Source organism: Vibrio sp., from assembly GCF_050299255.1.
GTDB lineage: Bacteria > Pseudomonadota > Gammaproteobacteria > Enterobacterales > Vibrionaceae > Vibrio.
Window position 1 is genome coordinate 156,420 of record NZ_JBNKVP010000001.1, and the last position, 21,512, is coordinate 177,931.

General features: G+C 52.5%; 17 protein-coding genes. 9 read left to right on the top strand and 8 right to left on the bottom strand.

Features of this window, described 5'->3' with window-relative positions; genetic code table 11:
• Nucleotides 1-2,367: a penicillin-binding protein 1B gene (gene mrcB, locus ACQY6F_RS00625; protein WP_428771411.1), complete on the bottom strand. Its 2,367-nt coding sequence runs from the start codon at nt 2,365-2,367 to the stop codon at nt 1-3.
• Nucleotides 2,364-4,829 carry an ATP-dependent helicase HrpB gene (gene hrpB / locus ACQY6F_RS00630; protein ID WP_428771413.1) on the bottom strand — a complete coding sequence of 822 codons (2,466 nt, stop codon included), beginning with the start codon at nt 4,827-4,829 and terminating at the stop codon, nt 2,364-2,366. The genes mrcB and hrpB overlap by 4 nt, the downstream gene beginning before the upstream one ends.
• Nucleotides 4,830-4,883: 54 nt before the next feature.
• Here hrpB and sfsA point away from each other — a divergent pair, with 54 nt between their 5' ends.
• The 7 genes from sfsA (at nt 4,884) to panC (ending at nt 10,841) form a co-directional block, all read left to right on the top strand.
• On the top strand, nt 4,884-5,603 hold the full coding sequence (gene sfsA / locus ACQY6F_RS00635; RefSeq protein ID WP_428771520.1) for a DNA/RNA nuclease SfsA: 720 nt from the start codon (nt 4,884-4,886) through the stop codon (nt 5,601-5,603).
• Between the two features lie 132 nt (nt 5,604-5,735).
• Nucleotides 5,736-6,182, top strand: a complete 447-nt coding sequence (dksA, locus tag ACQY6F_RS00640; protein ID WP_428771415.1) for an RNA polymerase-binding protein DksA — start codon at nt 5,736-5,738, stop codon at nt 6,180-6,182.
• Between the two features lie 119 nt (nt 6,183-6,301).
• Nucleotides 6,302-7,192 (top strand): tRNA glutamyl-Q(34) synthetase GluQRS, encoded by an 891-nt coding sequence (gluQRS, locus tag ACQY6F_RS00645; RefSeq protein ID WP_428771417.1) that lies wholly within the window; start codon nt 6,302-6,304, stop codon nt 7,190-7,192.
• 81 nt (nt 7,193-7,273) lie between these two features.
• Nucleotides 7,274-8,635 (top strand): polynucleotide adenylyltransferase PcnB, encoded by a 1,362-nt coding sequence (gene pcnB / locus ACQY6F_RS00650; RefSeq protein WP_428771419.1) that lies wholly within the window; start codon nt 7,274-7,276, stop codon nt 8,633-8,635.
• Entirely contained in the window at nt 8,632-9,114 is a 483-nt protein-coding gene (gene folK / locus ACQY6F_RS00655; protein WP_428771421.1) for a 2-amino-4-hydroxy-6-hydroxymethyldihydropteridine diphosphokinase, read from the top strand. Before pcnB ends, folK begins: the two co-directional genes overlap by 4 nt.
• 25 nt (nt 9,115-9,139) lie before the next feature.
• Nucleotides 9,140-9,934 (top strand): 3-methyl-2-oxobutanoate hydroxymethyltransferase, encoded by a 795-nt coding sequence (gene panB, locus ACQY6F_RS00660; RefSeq protein WP_428771423.1) that lies wholly within the window; start codon nt 9,140-9,142, stop codon nt 9,932-9,934.
• Between the two features lie 10 nt (nt 9,935-9,944).
• Entirely contained in the window at nt 9,945-10,841 is an 897-nt protein-coding gene (gene panC, locus ACQY6F_RS00665; RefSeq protein WP_428771425.1) for a pantoate--beta-alanine ligase, read from the top strand.
• A gap of 88 nt (nt 10,842-10,929) precedes the next feature.
• Here the strand turns inward: panC and ACQY6F_RS00670 are convergent, their stop codons facing one another.
• Nucleotides 10,930-11,700, bottom strand: coding sequence for an ABC transporter permease (locus ACQY6F_RS00670; protein ID WP_428771427.1), 771 nt, complete (start codon nt 11,698-11,700; stop codon nt 10,930-10,932).
• Nucleotides 11,701-11,705: 5 nt separating this feature from the next.
• The gene (locus ACQY6F_RS00675; RefSeq protein WP_428771429.1) at nt 11,706-12,626 is read right to left on the bottom strand and encodes an ABC transporter ATP-binding protein; all 921 of its coding nucleotides are present in this window, start codon (nt 12,624-12,626) and stop codon (nt 11,706-11,708) included.
• A gap of 288 nt (nt 12,627-12,914) precedes the next feature.
• On the opposite strand from ACQY6F_RS00675, the gene can reads away from it, so the two are divergent.
• On the top strand, nt 12,915-13,571 hold the full coding sequence (gene can, locus ACQY6F_RS00680; RefSeq protein WP_428771431.1) for a carbonate dehydratase: 657 nt from the start codon (nt 12,915-12,917) through the stop codon (nt 13,569-13,571).
• Nucleotides 13,572-13,634: 63 nt separating this feature from the next.
• Here can and hpt read toward each other — a convergent pair whose 3' ends face one another.
• Complete coding sequence (gene hpt / locus ACQY6F_RS00685) at nt 13,635-14,165, bottom strand: hypoxanthine phosphoribosyltransferase (protein ID WP_428771433.1); 531 nt, start codon at nt 14,163-14,165, stop codon at nt 13,635-13,637.
• Nucleotides 14,166-14,465: 300 nt separating this feature from the next.
• Between hpt and ACQY6F_RS00690 the strand changes: the two genes are divergently transcribed.
• A complete protein-coding gene (locus ACQY6F_RS00690) occupies nt 14,466-15,092 on the top strand; it encodes a LuxR/HapR/OpaR family quorum-sensing transcriptional regulator (protein ID WP_428771435.1) in 627 nt (208 codons plus the stop codon).
• A gap of 123 nt (nt 15,093-15,215) precedes the next feature.
• On the opposite strand, the gene lpdA is transcribed toward ACQY6F_RS00690, so the two are convergent.
• From lpdA to aceE, 3 genes are all read right to left on the bottom strand, one after another.
• Nucleotides 15,216-16,643, bottom strand: a complete 1,428-nt coding sequence (gene lpdA, locus ACQY6F_RS00695) for a dihydrolipoyl dehydrogenase (RefSeq protein ID WP_428771437.1) — start codon at nt 16,641-16,643, stop codon at nt 15,216-15,218.
• Nucleotides 16,644-16,907: 264 nt separating this feature from the next.
• Nucleotides 16,908-18,806, bottom strand: a complete 1,899-nt coding sequence (gene aceF / locus ACQY6F_RS00700; protein ID WP_428771438.1) for a pyruvate dehydrogenase complex dihydrolipoyllysine-residue acetyltransferase — start codon at nt 18,804-18,806, stop codon at nt 16,908-16,910.
• Between the two features lie 19 nt (nt 18,807-18,825).
• Nucleotides 18,826-21,489: a pyruvate dehydrogenase (acetyl-transferring), homodimeric type gene (gene aceE, locus ACQY6F_RS00705; RefSeq protein ID WP_428771440.1), complete on the bottom strand. Its 2,664-nt coding sequence runs from the start codon at nt 21,487-21,489 to the stop codon at nt 18,826-18,828.
• Nucleotides 21,490-21,512 lie beyond the last annotated feature (23 nt).

The following is a 21,512-nucleotide window of genomic DNA, read 5'->3' on the forward strand; positions in this document are numbered from 1 at the left end:
CTACCAGGAAAATATCTGCTTCAACCATTCGGTCGGGCTATTTTTATCACACTGTTGCTTTAACATGCCATTCCGATCCCAAACTGGCAACTTATTGTTATTTCTACATTCAAGTTGCAATCCACCCTGACGGGTAGGCCTAAAGCCCAGAGTGCTGATCCCTTCTGGCCAGGGCAGGGTGAGCATCTGTGGAATCCGGTGGCGTAAATATTCGGCGTAGATACGCAGCGCCCCGCTGGAGCCGGTCAGTTTGGTCGAAGCATTATCATCGCGCCCGACCCAGATAGTGGTCACTTCCCGGCCATCGACACCGACAAACCAACTGTCACGGGTATCGTTACTGGTACCGGTTTTTCCCGCTAACGCGGCCCAGCCAAACTGTCCGGCCAGATAACGTCCGGTCCCTTCCGCGACGCTTTTTTTCATCGCGTAGGTGGTCAGCCAGGCTGCCTGCTGATCCACCGCCTGACTCACTTTCGGCATCGACTGATACAGTACTTCACCTTCCAGATCCTGCACCGAGCGCAGAGCCGTCAGGGTGGCTTTCTTACCGGAATTGGTCAGGGTCTGATACATCTGCGCTACCTGAACCGGCGTAAGGGTAAAGGAACCGAGAAACATCGACGGTACAGGTTTGATTTCATCATGGCTGACACCGAGCCGCTGCAGCGTGTTCATCACCGCATCAATGCCCAGATCCATACCCAGTTGCACGGTTGGTACGTTCAGAGAGTGAGCCAATGCCTGATAGAGCGGCACATCGCCGCGGAACTTGCGGTCGTAATTGCGCGGTGACCAGAGATTACCCTGGCTATCCTTAAGCGTGATCGGCTCATCATGCAACGTGGTGGCCAGCGAATATTGATCCGGTTGCTGTAGTGCGGTCAGGTAGACGGCCGGTTTTGCCAGTGACCCTATCTGACGGCTGGCATTAAGTGCCCGGTTGAAACCATCGTAACCGGCGCGTTTACCACCGACCATAGCGCGGATCTCACCGCTGTGGCGATCCACCGCCACCGCAGCCGCTTCCAGCTGGTCGCCCGCCACTTTGCTCAGCGCCGGCATCTTACTGCTGATCGCTTTTTCCAGTTCGGCTTGTGAGACCGGGTCAAGTGACGTGAATACGCGCAAACCGGCTCCGGTCTGGAAATGATCACCTAACTGCTTTTCTAACTCAATGTTCAGTTGCTGGAAATAGGCCGGCTGACGGCTGGCGATACGCGGATCATCCTGAATATCCAGCGGCCGGCTGGCGGCCTGCTCAAATTGGTCTGCGGTCAGCATACCCTGATCCATCAGCAGTTTCAGAACCAGATCGCGACGGGTCTGGGCCCGCTCAGGATAGCGAACCGGGTTATAGTAAGACGGCCCTTTCACCATCCCCACCAGCAGGGCCAGCTGATCAATTCTCAGCTCCTGGATCGGCTGACCAAAATAGAGCCGTGACGCCAGGCCAAAGCCGTGAATCGCTTCACCGCCGCTCTGGCCCAAATAGACTTCGTTCAGATACGCTTCCAGAATCCGATCTTTGCTATAGCGATAGTCGATAATCAGCGCCATATAGGCTTCCTGCAGTTTTCGCCACAGGGTACGCTCACTGGAGAGAAAGATATTTTTCGCCAGCTGTTGGGTCAGCGTACTGCCCCCCTGTACGGTACGTCCGGCGCGTAGGTTCGCCACCATGGCCCGGGCGATCGCCAGTGGCGAAACACCATCGTGCTGGTAGAACTGGCGATCTTCGGTCACCAGCAGCGCATCAACCATCACTTCCGGGAACTGGTCGCGACGTAAAAACAGTCGTTGTTCGCGTTGATCTTTTTCCAGCATACCGAGCAATTTGGGTTCAATACGCAGGTAACCGAGCTGCCCAGACTGTTCCAGAGACTGGATCTTGCTCAGGCCAGAATCATTGAAATGGAGCATCACATGACGATCCGGCTCCGGGCCGTCGGCAAATTCAAACGGCCTGCGGATCAGCTCAATCTTGGTTTTAGACGAGGAATACTCACCAGGGTAACGCGGCTGGCGCACTTTCCGGTAGTTGAGTACGTCCAGCTCTTTGCGCAGCTCAGCCAGGGTGATCTCATCTCCCGGCGACAGAGTTAAAATACGACCATACACAATGGTAGGCAGTTCAAATAACTGCCCTTCAAATTTCTCTGTCACCTTGCTGTCGAGGTAAATACCGGTAAACAACAACACCGTCACTCCGGCCAGCGCAACCTTCCAGCCCACTTGCCAGATTTTTTTCAGCCAGCCTGACTGGGCATTGCGACGCGGCTTTTTACCCCCACCAGTTGTCTTAGTGCGGGTTCGGCGTGTTTTGGCTGCCGGGCGAGAGTTTGCTGTGGTTTTCTTGCGGGTCATGATTTCAACTGTCGTTTGGTTTTGCTGGTTGCGATGTGATTGGCCGGATCATCGGGCCAGACATGCTTCGGATAGCGGCCTTTCATCTCTTTCTGTACCTGCAGGTAAGCACCGCGCCAGAATCCGGCTAAATCGCTGGTGATCTGCAGCGGCCGCTGGGCCGGCGAGAGCAGTTCCAGCACTATGTTCTTCCTGCCTTCAGCGATTACAGGTGACTGCTTTTCACCAAAAACTTCCTGCATCCTTACCGATAACACTGGATCCGCCCCCTGCTGGTAGCGGATCCGGGCTCCTCGTCCGGTCGGTAGCGGGTACTCTTTCGGCAACCAGCTATCAATCTGCTGGTTGAGCGGCCAACCGAGTCGCGCGTTCAGCGCTTGCACCAGGTCGATCCCCTGCAACTGCTTGAGGTTTTTCACCCCGGTCATATAGGGCGCCAACCAGTCGTCCAGTTCGGCCAGCAGGCTGGCTTCATCCATCGCTGGCCAGTCATGCTCTGGTAGCCATTCACTGCCGCACCGGATACGGGTTAACAGCTCAGAGGCACTGTCGCTCCAGTTTAATGCGCCGAGCCCCTGACGACGAACAAAATTGAGTAAAGCTTGCGTCATTTTTTCCGCGCCGGGCGCCGGCAGCGGCTGGGCTGCTATTAACAGCTGCCCCAGACAAGTGCGGCGCTCAGCGATCAAACTGCCCCGTTTGTCATCCCAGTCTACCCACTCCTGAACTTCAAACAGCTGCGGGCAACTCTGTTGTAACGGTTCTATCTCCAGCGCCACAGCAAGATTTATCCGACTGCTCGACTGGCCGGAACGGACTAAATCTAACGCTACCAGGTACTCGGCATGATTTAACGGGTCGTCGCGATCCAGTTCGCCACCGTGACCGGTGGCCAGCCGATACTGATGTCCCTGCTGACTGCGCCGCTGGGCAACGCGATCCGGATAAGCCAGGCTCAGCACGGTCGCCAGCTTTGCCGGTTCAGCCTGCTGCAAATCAAAACCAATCTTCAGTTTGCCGGCCAGCTGTTTGGCCCGGTTGTTGAGGTTGGCCCGCTTGCTGTGTCGGCCGCTCTGCCAGTGATGCAGACTGTGGCTCAAATCGCTGACCTGTTTTTCCGGCTCTTCCATCAGACAGGCGGCGGCAATTGCTGTATTGACCAACTTACTGCCTAGCTGGGCGCATAGCAGCAACATGGCGGCCAACCGAGGCTCCAGAGCCAGTTGATGCGCCTGCCTGCCCCAGCCGGTTAACGCCAGTTTGTCATCCAGCAATTGCAGTTGCTGCAGCAGTTGTTGCCCCTGATTCAAAGTGGGCTTGGGCGGCAGATCCAGCCAACGCAGTTCATCGGGCTGCTGACAGCCCCAGAACGCCAGTTCCAGTGCCAGTGGCGCCAGATCGCTGTGAAGAATTTCCGCAGCAGGGACTTCCGGCTGTTGCCGGTATTGGCTTTCGCTGTACAGCCGGACACAGATCCCCGCTTCCAGTCGGCCGGCACGTCCGGTTCGCTGCTCTGCCGAAGACCTGGCTATCCGCACCTGCTGCAGTTTGGTCAGGCCGGTTTTCGGCTCAAAGCGGGCTACCCGCTCGTAACCGCTATCGACCACCAGGCGAATCCCTTCGATGGTCAACGAGGTTTCCGCCAGGTTGGTAGCCAATACCACTTTACGCTCGCCTGGTGCCGCTGGCGCAATGGCCCGCTGCTGGTCTGCAAAACTGAGCTGGCCATACAGAGGATATACCTGTACCTCACCCGCCAGCTCATCCAGTGCCTGCGCCACGCGGTGAATCGCGCCGGCGCCGGGCAAAAATACCAGCATGGAGCCAGATTCACTGGCCAGTAACTGATGAATCACCCGCACGCAGTGGCGCTCCAGGCTGTCTTGCTGCGCGGGCGACTGGTAACGAACCTCAACCGGGAAACTGCGGCCATGAGATTCAATATAACGGGCATCAGGCAACAGCTGTTGCAGCGCCTGCTGGTCTAGCGTGGCGGACATGACCACCAGTTTCAGATCATCGCGCAGCGCTTCCTGCACCTCAAGACTCAGAGCCAGAGCAGTATCGGCATGCAGGCTGCGTTCATGGAATTCATCAAAAATCAGCATCGCCACCCCGCTCAGTTCCGGGTCGGCCTGCAGCATCCGGGTCAGGATACCTTCGGTTACCACCTCCAGCCGGGTCGCGGCGCTGACTTTGCTGTCGCCACGCACCCGATAACCCACTTGCTGCCCCACCGGCTCACCCAACTGCTGCGCCAGGTAGCGGGCAATGTTTCTTGCCGCCAGACGGCGCGGCTGCAGCATGATGATTTTGCCGCTGACACTGTCAGCCTGCAGCAAATGAAGGGGAAAACAGGTTGATTTACCCGCCCCCGGGGCGGCTTTGAGAATAACTTGACCTGAACACGCAACGGCGTCCAGCAGCTCTGGCATCACGGCTTGAATGGGCAATTGTGACAAAAGGGCAAACCTTATGCTGTAATGGTGGCACCATTGTACATAAAAACAGTAAAAATGCATTTCAATCCACCATTGCAATCCGGCCAGCTCAAGCTTCGCTACAAACGCTTCCTGGCCGATATCGTCAGCGAATCGGGCCAGGAGCTGACTATCCACTGCGCCAATACTGGCGCGATGACCGGCTGTGCCGAGCCCGGTAGTCGGGTCTGGTACTCACAGTCCGACAACCCGAAACGTAAATACCCGCACAGTTGGGAGCTGACCGAAACGGCGGCAGGCCACCGCATCTGCGTTAATACCGCCCGGGCCAACACGCTGGCAGTGGAGGCGATCCAGTCGGGGATCATCAAAGAGTTGAGCGGCTACCAACAACTGCGTACCGAAGTTAAATACGGTTTGGAAAATAGTCGCATAGACATATTACTGCAGGGCGAAACACGGCCAGACTGCTATATTGAAGTAAAGAGCGTGACCCTGCTGGCAGACGATAAAACTGGTCAGGGCTGCTTTCCGGACGCCGTAACAACCCGAGGCCAGAAACACCTGCGTGAGCTCACAGAAATGGCAAGCAACGGCTGCAGAGCGGTACTTTTGTTCACTGTTTTGCACAGTGGAATTGAAAAAGTTTCCCCGGCACACCATATAGATGCCAAATATTCACAACTATTACTGGAAGCGCTAGAACAAGGAGTGGAAGTGCTGTGCTATAAAGCCTCACTTTCAGAACGAGAAATCAAGCTCGAGTCGTGTATCGAATTTATCCGTAATCGGTGAAAAATGATGCCGTCTTCACAATGACAATACAATTATTATTCTGTCGTTGCCTCCCCATGTTCTTTTTGCTATAGATACCCGCCTCAATTTGACTGCTCAAGCAGTTGACTAGGTGTTAGTAGGAGATGCTGTATGCCAGAATCAAAGAAAAAAACGCTAGGCATCCTAGCCATTGCCGGTGTTGAGCCATACCAGGAAAAAGCAGGTGAAGAGTACATGTCACCTGATCAGTTGGCTCACTTTAGAAAGATTTTAGAAGCTTGGCGCAACCAGCTCAGGGAAGAAGTCGAACGCACTGTACACCACATGCAGGACGAAGCGGCGAACTTTCCTGATCCGGTAGACCGCGCTTCGCAAGAGGAAGAGTTCAGTCTTGAGCTACGCAACCGTGATCGTGAGCGTCGCCTGATCAAGAAGATTGAAAAGACACTAAACAAAATCGAAGATGACGAGTTTGGTTTCTGTGAATCGTGCGGTGTTGAGATCGGTATTCGTCGTCTGGAGGCTCGTCCTACCGCAGACCTGTGTATCGATTGTAAAACACTCGCTGAGATCAAAGAAAAGCAAATGCAAGGCTAATCGCACTGTGTTTATCGACAAAGGGAGCTGCTAGGCTCCCTTTTTGCGTTGAACTGCCTGGATTCAACCCACGCGGCTATCATCAGTCATAAGCAATGGCCTACAACAAGGTAATCAAGATGCAATCTGTTGGGCGATTTGCCCCTTCCCCCTCTGGCCCGCTACATTTCGGTTCTCTGGTCGCCGCTCTCGGCAGCTACCTGCAGGCCCGGGCTCAGCACGGCCTGTGGCTGGTGCGCATGGAAGACTTGGATCCCCCAAGGGAAATGGCCGGTGCCGATAAGCTGATCTTGTCTGCGCTGGAGGCTTACCATCTCTACTGGGACGAAGAGGTGATCTACCAGAGCCAGCGTCACCATCTCTACCAGGACCAGCTTGATAACTGGCTACGCTCAGGTCAGGCCTATTTGTGCCGCTGTACCCGCAAACAGATCAAAGCCGCGGGGGGCTTCTACCCGGGCACCTGTCGCAACTTGGCACTGACAGATAGCCAGCAGTGCAGTGTCAGACTGAAAGTCGACCAGCCAGTGTACTCGTTTATCGACGCCCGCCATGGCGAGATCATGATCCCAGCGCAACTGGCCGAAGAAGACTTCATTATTAAGCGCCGTGACGGCCTGTACGCCTATAATCTGGCGGTGGTGCTGGATGACATCAGCCAGGGGGTCACTGAAATCGTCCGCGGTGCCGATCTGATCGAACCGACCGGTCGCCAGTTGTCGCTGTATCAGATACTCGGTGCCAATCCGCCGAGCTACCTGCACCTGCCACTGGCAACCGATGCCAGCGGCAACAAACTGTCGAAGCAAAATCATGCCCAACCGATTGATATTAAAGACCCAAAACCGCTATTGTTGGAAGCTTTACAGTTCCTTGGTTTTCAATTGCCGCGTGATATCGAGCAGGGAGAACTGGACCAAATCCTGGCCTGGGCAGTACAAAATTGGCATTTGCAACAGCTGCCGGAACAGACATCGATGACAGTTCGATTCTCAAATGGTCGACTCTGAGCTATCATTAGCCGCAAAATCCGACCTTTATGGCGGCTTCACCGAATATAAGCAGGATTGGCTTAACACAAATTTTGCCAGATGCACATGAATAAACACGACGAAACACCCTGTGGGAACCATATTTATCCAGAGCTGGCTCTGAATATCGTCACCCGCGACCAACACAATATTTCTCGTAAACAGATCAGCGACAACGCGCTGAAAGTTCTCTACCGACTGCAAGGGGCGGGTTTTGACGCGTACCTGGTCGGCGGTGGCGTACGCGATCTGTTACTGGGTAAACACCCCAAAGACTTTGACATCGCCACTAATGCGACCCCGGAACAGATTAAAAGCTTGTTCCGAAACTGTCGGCTGATTGGTCGCCGGTTCCGGCTGGCTCATATCATGTTTGGCCGCGATATTATCGAAGTCGCCACGTTCCGCGGCCATCATCAGGAGCCGAGTAAAAACGTATCACAACAGTCCAAAGAAGGCATGCTGCTGCGTGACAACGTTTATGGCACCGTCGATGAAGACGCCGAACGGCGCGATTTCACCATTAACGCCATGTATTACAATATCGCGGATTACAGCATTCACGACTATGCCGGCGGTATGGAAGATCTGGAAGATCGTCTGATTCGCCTAATCGGCGATCCGGAAACCCGCTATCGGGAAGATCCGGTTCGGATGCTGCGCGCAATTCGATTTGCCAGCAAACTCGACTTTGATATTGAAGAAGACACGGCCGATCCGATCGAACACCTGGCGCCCCTGCTGCGTGATATCCCGCCAGCACGACTCTATGAAGAGTCGCTGAAGATGCTGCAGTCCGGACAGGGACTGGACACCTATCACCTGATGCGCGAGTACAACCTGTTTCAGCAACTGTTCCCGCAAGTTGCGGCGCAGTTTACTGAAGACTACTCGTCGTTAACCGAGCAGATGATCGACCTGGTGCTGGATGCCACCGATCTGAGAATTGAAGACGGCAAGCGGGTTAACCCGGCCTTTATGTTCGCCGCTATGCTCTGGTACCCGCTGCTCGAAATGGCCGAGCAGTTAATGGCACAGAGGAAGTTGAGTTACTATGACGCCGTGATGGAAGCCAGCAACTTAATTCTGGATCAACAGGTCCGCAGCATCGCCATCCCACGTCGTCATACCACCACCATTCGTGAAATCTGGCAACTTCAACTGCGCCTGTCACGTCGCAACGGTAAACGGGCATTCCGCTTGCTGGAACTGAACAAATTCCGCGCCGGCTTCGATTTTCTGGAAATGCGTGGAGAAATCGAAGGAGGCGAGACCGCCCAGCTTGCCAAATGGTGGCAAACCTTCCAAAATGCGGGCCGCAACATGCGCCAGGCGATGGCCGCCGATCTGGACAGCGGTAGCAGCCGTCCCTCAGGTCGTCGTCGCAGCAGCCGCAGTAAGCGCGCCAGGGCCGAATCATGATCACAGCCTATATCGCGGTAGGCAGCAACCTGTCAGATCCGGTGACCCAAGCCAAACAAGCCATCGAAGCGCTGAAGACGCTGCCTAAATCGACCTGGCTGGCAAGCTCATCGCTGTACAGCAGTACACCGATGGGGCCTCAGGATCAGCCGGACTACATCAATGCCGTCGTCGCAATAAAAACAGAATTAACCCCGCTGGAGCTGCTCGACTGTACTCAAACCATCGAGCAACAACAGGGGCGTGTCCGTAAAGAGGAGCGCTGGGGGCCAAGAACCTTGGACCTGGACATCCTGTTATACGGCAATGAGGTGATGGATACCGAGCGGTTGACCATTCCACACTACGGAATGAAGCAACGGGAGTTCGTACTCTACCCGCTCGCCGAGATCGCACCAGATTTAACCCTCCCTGACGGGACTGAGCTCAACCAGTTGCTACGCCAGGTGCCGCGCAACGGACTCAGTATTTGGCCATAACTGCCAGCCCAAGTAAGGAAAACTGATGAAAAAAATTACCATAAACGACCTGATGAGCTGGAAACAGCAAGGACGTAAATTCGCCACTTCGACCGCATACGACGCAAGCTTTGCCCAGCTGTTTGAAAGCCAGCAAATGCCGCTGCTGCTGGTAGGTGATTCGCTGGGCATGGTACTCCAGGGACAAACGGACACCTTGCCGGTCAGCGTCGACGAAATCGCTTACCATACCCGCTGTGTCCGCGCCGGTAGCCCAAACTGCCTGCTGATGGCTGATATGCCTTTTATGAGCTATGCCACTCCTGAGCAGGCCTGCCATAATGCGGCGGCTATCATGCGGGCCGGGGCCAATATGGTAAAAATTGAAGGTGGTCAATGGCTGGTCGAGACGGTGAAAATGCTCACTGAGCGTGCAGTCCCAGTCTGTGCTCACTTGGGCCTGACCCCACAGTCAGTCAATATCTTTGGTGGCTACAAAGTTCAGGGACGCGATCAACAGCAGGCAGACCAGATGGTGGAAGACGCTCTGGCGCTGCAGCAGGCCGGAGCCCAGATTGTCCTGCTAGAGTGCGTGCCAGCGGCTCTGGCGAAACGGATTACCAAAGCGCTGGATGTGCCAGTGATCGGCATCGGTGCCGGCAATGATACTGACGGCCAGATCCTGGTAATGCACGATATGTTCGGTATCTCAGCCAACTACATGCCAAAATTCTCGAAAAACTTCCTGGCAGAAACCGGAGACATGCGCTCTGCGGTAGCGAAATACATGGAAGATGTTGCCAACGGGACCTTCCCGGATGCGGCACACACCATTGCATAAGGAACCACACATGCAAACCATAAATGAAGTAACCACACTTCGCGAACAGATCAAGCAGTTACGCCGGGAAGGACGCACTATCGCGTTAGTCCCGACTATGGGTAATCTGCACGAAGGACACCTGACGCTAGTACGCCAGGCCCGGGAACACGCAGATGTTGTGGTGGTGAGCATTTTTGTCAACCCAATGCAATTCGAGCGCGCCGACGATCTGGCCAACTATCCCCGCACGCTGGAAGAAGACCTGGCTAAGCTCAGCGGTGAAAATGTCTCACTGGTTTTCACACCAACTCCAGAGATCATGTATCCGAATGGTCTGGAAAGGCAAAGCTTTGTTGAAGTCCCCGGATTGTCCCATATTTTGGAAGGCGCTTCGCGTCCAGGGCATTTCCGCGGCGTAGCGACTATCGTAACCAAACTGTTTAACCTGGTGCAGCCGGACGTGGCCTGCTTTGGCGAAAAAGACTTCCAGCAACTGGCGGTAATTCGTCAAATGGTGGCGGATCTGGCGATGGATATTACTATCATCGGCGTCGCCACGGTTAGAGAAATGGACGGGCTGGCAATGAGTTCGCGTAACGGCCTGCTGACACTGGATGAGCGTCAGCGTGCTCCGGTGCTGGCCCGCACCATGCGCTGGATCAGCAGTGCAATTCGCGGTGGCAGAGAGGATTACGCCTCCATCGTTGAAGACGCCAGTGATCAGCTGCGCGCTGCCGGTTTGCATCCGGACGAAATTTTTATTCGCGACGCCCAGACTCTGCAACCGGTTACCAGTGACAGCAAACAGGCCGTTATTCTGATGTCGGCGTTTCTCGGTAAGGCTCGCCTGATCGATAACCAGGTGGTGGATCTGCAGAGCGAAGCCCGTGAAGAGGAAGGGCCAGGCTCAGAGCAGAGCGAGTAGCGAAACGGTTCGGCTCCCCACTACTGGGTAAGCGGACAAACAATAAAGGTCGACCAAGGTCGACCTTTATTTTTGCCGTTAATAGAGCTTAACTGCGTAAACCGATACCTCTGGTCACCAGATAGTGGGCAACGCCGTACAGGGCCAGGACAAAGACGCACAGGACGCTGAACGAGGTAACAATCCCCACATCCGAGACACCAAGAAATCCGTAACGGAACGCGTTAACCATGTAGACGATCGGATTCAGTTTTGACACCCCTTGCCAGAACTGCGGCAGCAGGCTGATGGAGTAAAATACTCCCCCCAGATAGGTGAGCGGGGTCAGCACAAACGTCGGAATAATCGAAATATCGTCAAATGTCTTGGCAAACACGGCATTGATCAGGCCACCTAATGAGAACACCACAGAGGTCATAAACACGGTCGCGATAATGACGCCCCAGTGTTCCACCTGCAGGTCGACGAAAAACAGCGATACCAGCGTGACGATAAAGCCCACTAACAAACCTCGGGTCACGCCTCCCATTACAAAGCCGATAATAATGACGTAGTTAGGCACCGGGGCCACCAGCAACTCTTCGATATTGCGCTGGAACTTGGCACTGAAAAACGACGAAGCAACGTTGGAGTAGGAGTTGGTGATCACCGACATCATGATCAGGCCAGGAACGATATACTCCATGTAGCTAAAGCCGTTCATTTCACCGATTCTTGAGCCGATCAGGCTACCAAAAATGATGAAATACAAGGTCATAGTGATCGCAGGCGGCACCAGGGTCTGCACCCAGATACGGGTGAAACGGTGGATCTCTTTACTCAGCAGGCTGCGAAATGCGGTCCAGTAGATTTGATACATTGCGCTTACCCCCTCGTCTGTTGTTGCACTATGCTGACAAACAGCTCTTCCAGCCGGTTGGCTTTATTGCGCATTGACATCACCTTGATATCTCGCTCGCTCAGTTGCTTGAACACATGGTTCAGGCCTTGGCTCTTATCCAGCTCAATCTCCAGCGAACCGTTCACCACATGCTGAGCATTCACGCCCTGCAGAGGTTCGACCGGCTGGTCAGTATCCAGATCGAGAATAAAGGTCTCGACGTGCAGTTTACTGAGCAGTTGCTTCATGGAGGTGTTCTCGATCAGCTCGCCATGGTTGATGATACCGATGTTGCGGCACAGCATCTCCGCTTCCTCTAAATAGTGCGTGGTCAGAATAATAGTGATGCCCTGCTTCTGGTTGATCTCTTTCAGGAAATGCCACATGGAACGACGCAGTTCGATATCCACACCGGCGGTCGGCTCGTCGAGGATCAGCAGTTGCGGCTCGTGCATCAGTGCGCGGGCAATCATCAGCCGCCGTTTCATTCCACCCGACAGGTTTCGCGCCCGTTCGTTGCGTTTTTCCCACAGATCGAGTTGAGATAGATACTTTTTCGCCCTTTCTTTCGCCAGCTCTCTCGGCACGCCATAGTAACCGGCCTGCTGCAGTACGATCTGCAACACGGTCTCAAACTGATTGAAGTTAAATTCCTGCGGCACCAGGCCAAGATTCTGTTTCGCCAGCTCCAGCTGCTGATCGATATCATGGCCAAATACCGTCACTTTACCGGAGGTTTTGTTCACCAGGGAGGCAATAATCCCGATAGTTGTCGATTTACCGGCGCCATTGGGGCCCAGCAAGGCATAAAAATCGCCTTTTTCCACTTTCAGGCTGATGCCTTTCAATGCCTCAAAACCACCACTATAGGTTTTGCGCAGTTGTTCGATTTCTAAAGCATACATAGCTTCTGCTTCACTCTTTACGGTTATATCTGCATACAGATGACGACGTTAAGCCCATTTTTCAACCCTATATTAGCGTTTTATTAAATAAATTTAACTGATTCATCGCGCTGAATATTCTAACATTTCATGGTGAGATTTTTACTTATAACCTTTGTTAAGTTAAAAGCAATAACCTTATGATTTTTGCGCCTAAAACACGTCAGATGAGTTCAGATCGCGGCATTTTTTACGAGAATCAAGACATGAGTTTGTGTATAGTTTGCTAAGTTCATCAAGGAAAGTGTTATGCCAGAAATTAAACAACTTTTTGACAACAACTCTAAATGGTCAGATTCAATCAAATCGGAACGACCAGAGTATTTCAGTAAATTATCCGAAGGCCAGAATCCGGAGTTTCTGTGGATAGGCTGTTCAGACAGCCGGGTACCCGCTGAGCGGTTGACCGGCCTGTACTCAGGTGAGCTGTTCGTACATCGAAATGTGGCTAACCAGGTGATCCACACCGACCTGAACTGCTTATCAGTAGTTCAGTACGCCGTCGATGTGCTGAAAGTGAAACACGTCATTGTCTGCGGCCATTACGGCTGTGGTGGTGTTCAGGCGGCAATCGAAAACCCGCAACTGGGCCTGATCAACAACTGGCTGCTGCATATTCGCGATCTTTATCTCAAGCACCGTAAATGGCTGCAGCAGATGCCTCAGGAGCAGTGGGCCGATAAGCTGTGTGAGATTAACGTGGCAGAACAGGTTTATAATCTGGGTAACTCGACTATCATGCAAAATGCTTGGGAGCGTGGCCAGGAAATCGAGATTCACGGCGTGGTTTACGGCATCAACGACGGCAAGCTGGAAGATCTCGGCGTACGCTGTGCCGATCCACAAAGTCTGGAAGACAACTACCAGGCGGCCATGGCTAAGATACTGGATGCCGGCAATAAATAACGAATAAAAACACGCCCGCAACTGCGGGCGTGTTTTTTTATCAGCGTCAAACAGTGTAATCCGTTAGTCCAACGGTACCACTTTACCTATGTATGGCAGATGACGATATTTCTGCGCATAGTCGATTCCGACACCCACAACGAATTCATCTGGAATCGAGAATCCAATCCAATCCACTTCGACGTCAACTTCACGACGAGACGGTTTATCCAGCAAGGTACAGATACGAATCGATTTTGGCTCGCGCAGAGACAGGATCTCTTTGACCTTATTCAGCGTATTGCCGGTATCGATAATATCTTCCACCAGTAATACATCTTTGCCTTTGATATCGTCATCCAGATCTTTCAGGATGCGCACATCACGGGAGCTCTCCATCGTATTACCGTAGCTGGAGGCGGTCATAAAATCGACCTGGTGAGTCAGGCTGATTGCTCTGGCCAGGTCTGCCATAAAGACAAATGAACCGCGGAGCAGGCCGACCATCACTAGATCTTCACTTCCCTGATAGCACTCGGTAATTTGCTGGCCCAATTCTCGGACTCGATCCTGAACGTCCTGCTCAGAAATCATCACTTCTACTGTATGTTTCATACCAATCTCAAACTGTTGTGTGGGCAGGGTGACGATCGAGAGCCACACTGCACTGGTTTGTCGCTGCGTATACTAACATCCCAGCAGTGATAGGGAAATTTTTTGACCAATATCCCCCGAAAATCCGAAATCAATTACGCGAGCCACAGCTTGCTTATTAACAAATCTGACTACAAATTGACCATAAATCGTTGACCTCACCAATATGCACCATTACACTCATAAAGCTTTATATAAAGAATAAAACAACAATCAGAACACAACGTTAGATATACAACTCATTTGGCAAGGATTACTTATATGGACTCTATAGCTAAACGCCCCCGCACCCGCTTGTCTCCGCAAAAACGCAAACAACAACTGATGGAAATCGCACTGGAAGTGTTTGCTCGTCGCGGAATCGGCAGAGGTGGGCATGCGGATATCGCAGAAATTGCTCAGGTATCAGTGGCAACCGTCTTCAACTATTTCCCAACCAGGGAAGATCTAGTGGACGATGTGCTGACTTACGTGGTACGGCAGTTCTCTAATTTTCTCACTGACAATATCGACCTCGATGTTCATGCCAAGCAGAACCTGAATCAGATCACGTCGCAAATGATTCAACTGGTGCAGCAGGACTGTCACTGGTTGAAAGTCTGGTTTGAATGGAGTGCCTCGACCCGTGATGAAGTGTGGCCGCTGTTTGTCAGCACAAACCGCACCAATCAACTGTTGGTGCAGAACATGTTCGCCAAAGCGATCGCTCGCGGAGAAGTGTGCAACCAGCACCAGCCTGAACATCTGGCTACCCTGTTCCTCGGCATCTGCTACTCGCTGTTCGTTCAGGCCAACCGACTGAATGATTCCGACCAGCTGGAAAGCCTGACGCAGAGTTACCTGGACATGCTGTGTATCTACAAGCATAACTCGGTCGCCCACGGCTAGTCGCCCACACCTAGTCGCCCACACCTAAATCACCGATAACTGATTAGCTGTGACTCGATGCTAAACATAAAAAAACCGCTGAATTTCAGCGGTTTTTATTTTGCTACTCGTTAACGGCGCGAATTACTTTTTCTTTTTCGCTTTGGCGTTTGGCAGGTCAGTGATCGTGCCTTCAAACACTTCTGCCGCCAGACCAACAGACTCGTGCAGAGTTGGGTGAGCATGGATAGTCAGAGCGATATCTTCCGCATCACAACCCATCTCGATAGCCAGACCGATTTCGCCCAGCAGTTCGCCACCGTTGGTACCGACAATCGCACCACCGATCACACGGTGAGTCTCTTTATCAAAGATCAGCTTAGTCATACCGTCAGCGCAGTCAGACGCAATGGCACGGCCAGACGCTGCCCATGGGAAGGTAGCGGTTTCGTAGCTGATGCCTTCTGCTTTCGCTTCTTTTTCAGTCTTACCAACCCAAGCCACTTCTGGCTCAGTGTAAGCGATAGAAGGAATGACTTTAGGATCGAAGTAGTGTTTCTTACCGGCAATGACTTCTGCGGCTACGTGACCTTCATGCACACCTTTGTGCGCCAGCATTGGCTGACCGACGATATCGCCGATGGCAAAGATGTGCGGTACGTTGGTACGCATCTGCTTATCGACGTTGATAAAGCCGCGCTCGTCAACTTCCAGACCCGCTTTTTCAGCGTCCAGCATCAGACCGTTTGGCACCCGGCCAATTGCCACAAGTACTGCGTCATAGCGTTCTGCTTCAGCCGGTGCTTTCTTACCTTCCATTGACACGTAGATGCCGTCTTCTTTGGCTTCTACTGCTGTCACTTTGGTTTCAAGCATTAAGTTGAACTTGTTCTTGATTCGCTTGGTGTACACTTTGACGATATCTTTGTCCGCCGCAGGAATGACCTGGTCAAACATTTCCACCACATCAATTTGCGAACCCAGCGAGTGGTATACTGTACCCATTTCCAGACCGATGATACCACCGCCCATGATCAGCAGTTTTCCTGGGACTTCTTTCAGTTCCAGTGCATCAGTTGAATCCCAGATGCGTGGGTCTTCATGAGGAATGAAAGGTAGTTTGATCGGACGAGAGCCCGCCGCCACGATAGCGTTGTCAAAAGTAACGGTGGTTTTACCGTCTTCGCCATCCACTTCGATGCTGTTTGGACCGGTAAATTTACCGAAGCCGTTTACCACGTTAACTTTACGCATCTTGGCCATACCGCCCAGACCGCCAGTCAACTGGTTGATAACTTTTTCTTTCCACAGACGAATCTTATCGATGTCGGTTTGTGGTTCGCCAAATACGATACCGTGATCTGCCAGAGCTTTGGCTTCTTCGATAACTTTGGCTACGTGCAGTAGGGCTTTAGATGGGATACAACCCACGTTAAGACAAACACCACCTAGAGTGCTGTAACGCTCGATAAGAACCGTGTCCAGACCTAAATCTGCACAACGGAAAGCAGCGGAGTAACCAGCAGGACCTGCACCAAGTACTACCACCTGGGCTTTAATTTCTTTGCTCATTTTGACCTCTTGTAGTCATTATCCCTAACAGGCTGAGTGGAGTGAGAACTTAAAATGAATTTGGTTTGTTTTAATCTATTATTTTCAGACCGCCAACAGTTTACAGAGATGTTAATGGTGTGAAAAGTAAATCCATTTAGCCTGTGAGCCAGCCAACAATTCGTTTAGCAAAACAGTTAAAACCTAACTAATCAGCAGACAAATTGTCGGTGTAATCGTTGTAAATAAGGGCGGCCAACGCCGCCCTACAGGTTTATCTCAAGCTTACAGAACCAGGCGACGGATGTCGCTCAGGCAAGCGTTGAGGAAGGTGATAAAGCGTGCACCTTCAGCACCATCGATCACGCGGTGATCGTAAGACAGTGACAGAGGCAGCTGCAGACGCGGTTCAAACTCTTTACCGTTCCATACAGGTTTCATCTCTGACTTAGATACACCCAGAATACCAACTTCTGGGGCGTTTACGATTGGTGTAAACGCTGTACCGCCAATACCACCCAGGCTGGAGATAGTGAAACAGCCACCTTGCATATCCGCAGCAGTCAGTTTACCGGCACGAGCTTTCTTAGAAACCACCATTAGCTCTTCAGACAGCTCGTAGATACCTTTCTTGTTTACGTCTTTAAAGACAGGAACTACCAGACCGTTTGGCGTATCTACCGCAATACCGATGTTGACGTATTTCTTCAGAATCAGGCTCTCACCGTCTTCTGACAGAGAAGAGTTAAACGCAGGAAACGCTTCAAGTGCTTTCGCCGCCGCTTTCATGATGAACACCAGTGGCGTGATCTTCATGCCTGAGTCTTTCTTCGCTTCAATCGCGTTCTGCTCTTTACGGAATGCTTCCAGCGCAGTGATGTCGGCGTTATCCCACTGAGTAACGTGCGGGATCATTACCCAGTTACGGTGTAGGTTTGCGCCAGAAATCTTCTTAATACGCGATAGCGGTTGAACTTCTGTCTCACCGAACTTGCTGAAGTCAACTTTTGGCCATGGCAACAGACCCAGAGCGGCACCGTCACCTTTGCCAGATGCTGCCGCGCCCGCGCCAGATTCAAGACGCTTAAGCGCCTCTTTCACGTAGTTCTGTACGTCTTCTTTCAGGATACGGCTCTTACGCCCAGTACCTTTCACCTTAGACAGGTTAACGCCGAACTCACGCGCCAGGCGACGTACCACTGGAGACGCATGGGCGTACTCGTGGTTTTCCTGGAAGTCACCGGCAGCAGGTGCCGCCACAGGAGCTTCAGCTTTGGCTGCTGGAGCCGCCGCAGGTGCCGCTGCTTGAGCAGGTGCCGCTGCTGGAGCTGCAGCTTCCACCGGAGCACCGGCCACCTCAAATACCATGATTAGCGAACCAGTAGAGACTTTGTCACCAGCTGCAATCTTGATTTCTTTCACCGTACCCGCAAATGGTGCAGGTACTTCCATTGACGCTTTGTCGCCTTCAACGGTGATCAGCGATTGCTCTTCTTCCACGGTATCGCCAACGGCTACCATGATTTCAGTCACTTCTACTTCGTCGCCACCGATATCTGGCACGTTCACTTCTTTCGCTGCCGATGCGGCAGGTGCGGCCGCAGGCGCTTCAACTGCCGCAGGAGCGGCCGGAGCGCCGGCCGTTTCAAATACCATGATCAGAGAGCCAGTCGATACTTTATCGCCTGCGGCTACTTTGATTTCTTTCAAAGTACCTGCGAATGGCGCTGGAACTTCCATTGACGCTTTGTCGCCTTCAACAGTGATCAGCGATTGTTCTTCTTCGATGCTGTCGCCGATAGCAACCATGATTTCAGTGACTTCAACTTCATCACCACCGATATCCGGTACGTGGACTTCTTTCAGTTCCGACGCTGCTGGAGCAGGAGCCGCTGCTGGAGCCACCTCTGCCGCAGGAGCAGGCGCTGCAGCGCCCGCTTCTTCAGGGGCGCCTGCCGCTTCGAAGATCATGATCAAAGAACCGGTAGAAACCTTGTCGCCTTCGGCTACTTTGATTTCTTTAACGATACCCGCCTGAGAAGCCGGTACTTCCATAGAAGCTTTGTCACCTTCAACGGTGATCAGCGACTGTTCTTCTTCAACTTTGTCGCCAACGCTTACCAGAATCTCAGTAACTTCAACCTCATCCGCACCGATATCTGGTACATTAATTTCGATTGCCATTTCTTATCTACCTTCTTAATTAAGCGTATAGCGGGTTAGTTTTCTCAGTGTCGATGTCGAATTTCTTAATTGCTTCAGCAATTACAGATTTCTCAACCTCACCACGTTTCGCGAGTTCAGTTAACGCGGCCACAACGACGTAACCTGCGTTCACTTCGAAGTGACGGCGTAGGTTTTCACGGCTGTCTGAGCGGCCAAAGCCGTCAGTACCAAGAACTTTATAAGACTCAGCAGGAATAAACGCACGTACCTGCTCTGCATAGTTCTTCATGTAGTCGGTTGCGGCGATAGCTGGCTCGCTGCCCATTACTTGTGCGATGTAAGGTACTTGAGCTTCTGCTTCTGGATGCAGCATGTTGAAACGCTCTGCTGCCTGACCGTCGCGAGTCACTTCGTTGAATGACGTTACTGAGAATACGTCAGACGAAATGCCGTAGTCGTCACTCAGGATTTGAGCGGCTTTACGTACTTCGTTCATGATAGTACCTGAGCTCATCAGCTGAACCTTACCTTTGTCACCGGCGTAGCTTTCCAGCTTGTAGATACCCTTGCGGATACCTTCTTCAGCGCCTTCTGGCATCGCTGGCATGGCGTAGTTTTCGTTCATCAGAGTCATGTAGTAGAACACGTTCTCTTGGTCAGGACCGTACATGCGACGGATACCGTCTTGCATGATGACCGCTACTTCGTATGCGAAAGTCGGATCGTAAGAGATACAGTTCGGTACCGTACCGGCCATAACATGAGAATGACCATCTTCGTGCTGCAGACCTTCACCGTTCAACGTAGTACGACCTGCGGTCGCGCCCAGCAGGAAGCCGCGCGCCTGTTGGTCACCCGCCATCCATGCCATGTCGCCGACACGTTGGAAACCGAACATAGAGTAGTAGATGTAGAACGGAATCATCGGCAGGTTGTTGGTGCTGTAGGACGTTGCCGCGGCTACCCAAGATGACATAGCACCCAGCTCGTTGATACCTTCCTGCAATACCTGGCCTGCAGTGTCTTCTTTGTAGTAAGACACGACGCCACGGTCTTCAGGGGTGTAAGTCTGGCCGTGCGGGTTGTAGATACCGATCTGACGGAACAGACCTTCCATACCGAAGGTACGCGCTTCATCGGCGATGATAGGCACGATGTTCTTACCGATGTTTTTGTCTTTCAGCAGAATGTTCAGCGCACGTACGTAAGCCATGGTTGAAGAGATATCGCGCTTCTGCTCTTCCAGCAGCGGTTTGAACTCGTCCAGTTCAGGAACAACAAATTCCTGAGTGAATTTTGGCAGACGCTGTGGAGTATAACCGTGCAGAGCTTTACGACGAGCGTGCAGGTATTCGTACTCTTTAGAACCTTCTTCCAGTTTCAGGTAAGGCAGGCTATTCACATCTTCGTCTGACAACAGGTCTTGCAGACCCAGGCGGTTACGCATGGCACGAACGTGGGTCATGTCCATTTTCTTAACCTGGTGAGCGATGTTTCGGCCTTGAGCCGCATCACCCATACCGTAACCTTTAACGGTTTTCGCCAGAATGACGGTCGGACGGCCTTTTGTTTCCTGCGCGTTGTTGAATGCCGCGTACAGTTTAGAAGACTCGTGACCACCGCGTTTCAGGGCGAAGATCTCGTCGTCAGTCATGTCAGCAACCAGCGCTGCCGTTTCTGGGTATTTACCAAAGAAGTGCTCGCGTACGTAAGCACCATCTTTTGCTTTGAAGGTCTGGTAATCGCCGTCGATGGTTTCGTTCATCAGTTGCAGCAGTTTACCGGTCGTATCTTTGGCCAGCAGAGAATCCCAGTTGTTACCCCAAATAACTTTAACCACGTTCCAGCCGGCGCCTTTAAACAGGCCTTCCAGTTCCTGGATGATCTTGCCGTTACCCATTACCGGGCCGTCCAGACGCTGCAGGTTACAGTTGATCAGGAAGCACAGGTTGTCCAGCTTCTCACGCGCAGCAAAAGAGATTGCGCCACGTGATTCCGGCTCATCCATCTCACCGTCACCCAGGAATGCGTACACGCGCTGATCGGCGGTGTCTTTCATGCCACGGCCGTCCAGGTATTTCAGGAAACGAGCTTGATAGATTGCGGAGATTGGCCCCAGCCCCATAGATACGGTCGGGAACTGCCAGAATTCAGGCATCAGTTTAGGGTGTGGGTATGACGGAATACCTTTACCGTCGACTTCCTGACGGAAGTTATCCAACTGCTCTTCGGTCAGACGGCCTTCAACGAAAGCACGGGCGTAGATACCCGGAGAGATGTGACCTTGGTAGTAAACCAGGTCGCCGCCGTCTTTTTCATTCGGAGCACGGAAGAAATGGTTGAAACATGTTTCGTAGAACGCGGCAGATGACTGGAAAGACGCCATGTGGCCACCCAGCTCCAGGTCTTTCTTCGAAGCGCGCAATACGATCATGATGGCGTTCCAGCGAATGATGGAGCGGATACGACGCTCTAACGTCGTGTCACCCGGGTAAGCAGGCTCTTGGTCGGCAGGAATCGTATTGATGTAGTTGGTGGTGATTCCAGTTGGCATGTCTACACCGTCCAGACGTGCTTTGTCCAGAACTTGCTCTAGCAGGAACTGAGCTCGTTCTACACCTTCTTCACGTACAACTGACTCAAGGGCTTGCAGCCATTCTTGAGTTTCAAGTGCGTCTACGTCATGCTTCATATCGGACATGGCGATCTATCCTTCTGTTAGTT

Excerpts from the sequence above, each read along its gene's own strand:
- mrcB (WP_428771411.1), bottom strand. The coding sequence starts at position 2,367 with ATGACCCGCAAGAAAACCACAGCAAACTCTCGCCCGGCAGCCAAAACA.
- ACQY6F_RS00690 (WP_428771435.1), top strand. The coding sequence starts at position 14,466 with ATGGACTCTATAGCTAAACGCCCCCGCACCCGCTTGTCTCCGCAAAAA.
- ACQY6F_RS00675 (WP_428771429.1), bottom strand. The coding sequence starts at position 12,626 with ATGTATGCTTTAGAAATCGAACAACTGCGCAAAACCTATAGTGGTGGT.
- can (WP_428771431.1), top strand. The coding sequence starts at position 12,915 with ATGCCAGAAATTAAACAACTTTTTGACAACAACTCTAAATGGTCAGAT.
- folK (WP_428771421.1), top strand. The coding sequence starts at position 8,632 with ATGATCACAGCCTATATCGCGGTAGGCAGCAACCTGTCAGATCCGGTG.
- panB (WP_428771423.1), top strand. The coding sequence starts at position 9,140 with ATGAAAAAAATTACCATAAACGACCTGATGAGCTGGAAACAGCAAGGA.
- lpdA (WP_428771437.1), bottom strand. The coding sequence starts at position 16,643 with ATGAGCAAAGAAATTAAAGCCCAGGTGGTAGTACTTGGTGCAGGTCCT.
- sfsA (WP_428771520.1), top strand. The coding sequence starts at position 4,884 with ATGCATTTCAATCCACCATTGCAATCCGGCCAGCTCAAGCTTCGCTAC.
- hpt (WP_428771433.1), bottom strand. The coding sequence starts at position 14,165 with ATGAAACATACAGTAGAAGTGATGATTTCTGAGCAGGACGTTCAGGAT.
- aceE (WP_428771440.1), bottom strand. The coding sequence starts at position 21,489 with ATGTCCGATATGAAGCATGACGTAGACGCACTTGAAACTCAAGAATGG.
- pcnB (WP_428771419.1), top strand. The coding sequence starts at position 7,274 with ATGCACATGAATAAACACGACGAAACACCCTGTGGGAACCATATTTAT.
- dksA (WP_428771415.1), top strand. The coding sequence starts at position 5,736 with ATGCCAGAATCAAAGAAAAAAACGCTAGGCATCCTAGCCATTGCCGGT.
- gluQRS (WP_428771417.1), top strand. The coding sequence starts at position 6,302 with ATGCAATCTGTTGGGCGATTTGCCCCTTCCCCCTCTGGCCCGCTACAT.
- panC (WP_428771425.1), top strand. The coding sequence starts at position 9,945 with ATGCAAACCATAAATGAAGTAACCACACTTCGCGAACAGATCAAGCAG.
- aceF (WP_428771438.1), bottom strand. The coding sequence starts at position 18,806 with ATGGCAATCGAAATTAATGTACCAGATATCGGTGCGGATGAGGTTGAA.
- ACQY6F_RS00670 (WP_428771427.1), bottom strand. The coding sequence starts at position 11,700 with ATGTATCAAATCTACTGGACCGCATTTCGCAGCCTGCTGAGTAAAGAG.